Origin of the sequence: Marinifilum breve, assembly GCF_003202155.1 — a bacterium.
GTDB lineage: Bacteria > Bacteroidota > Bacteroidia > Bacteroidales > Marinifilaceae > Marinifilum > Marinifilum breve.
On record NZ_QFLI01000131.1, the window covers coordinates 1 to 456 of the forward strand.

Sequence of the window (456 nt, forward strand, 5' to 3'; positions counted from 1 at the left end):
CTGCTCGTTGAGTTTTGATTTTGCTGTTTCAAGCTCAACACGCAGTTTCCCTACTGTTAGCGCAATATCCTCGTTCTCCTGGTCGCGGCGTTTGATGTATTGCTGGTTTCTTTCCCGTTCATCCAGCAGTTCCAGCACAATCGATGGTGTTACCAATTCATGGAAAAGGTCTGCGTCAAATCCCCAGTCGTCATGCATTGCCTGCTCTGCCGCTTCACGCAGTGCCTGAGAGTTAATTTCGCTCACTTCGAACCTCTCTGTTTACTGATAAGTTCCAGATCCTCCTGGCAACTTGCACAAGTCCGACAACCCTGAACGACCAGGCGTCTTCGTTCATCTATCGGATCGCCACACTCACAACAATGAGTGGCAGATATAGCCTGGTGGTTCAGGCGGCGCATTTTTATTGCTGTGTTGCGCTGTAATTCTTCTATTTCTGATGCTGAATCAATGATG

General features: G+C 48.2%; 2 protein-coding genes. Both read right to left on the minus strand.

Annotated features, from left to right (window positions below; all coding sequences use genetic code 11):
• A partial coding sequence (locus tag DF185_RS23215; protein ID WP_133250153.1) for an ead/Ea22-like family protein occupies positions 1-246 on the minus strand: 246 nt, incomplete at its 3' end.
• Complete coding sequence (locus DF185_RS23220) at positions 243-401, minus strand: TraR/DksA family transcriptional regulator (protein ID WP_229041931.1); 159 nt, start codon at positions 399-401, stop codon at positions 243-245. The genes DF185_RS23215 and DF185_RS23220, both read right to left, overlap by 4 nt.
• Positions 402-456 lie beyond the last annotated feature (55 nt).

What these genes read in the sequence shown, in the direction of transcription:
- DF185_RS23220 (WP_229041931.1), bottom strand. Translation starts at nt 401, where the DNA reads ATGCGCCGCCTGAACCACCAGGCTATATCTGCCACTCATTGTTGTGAG.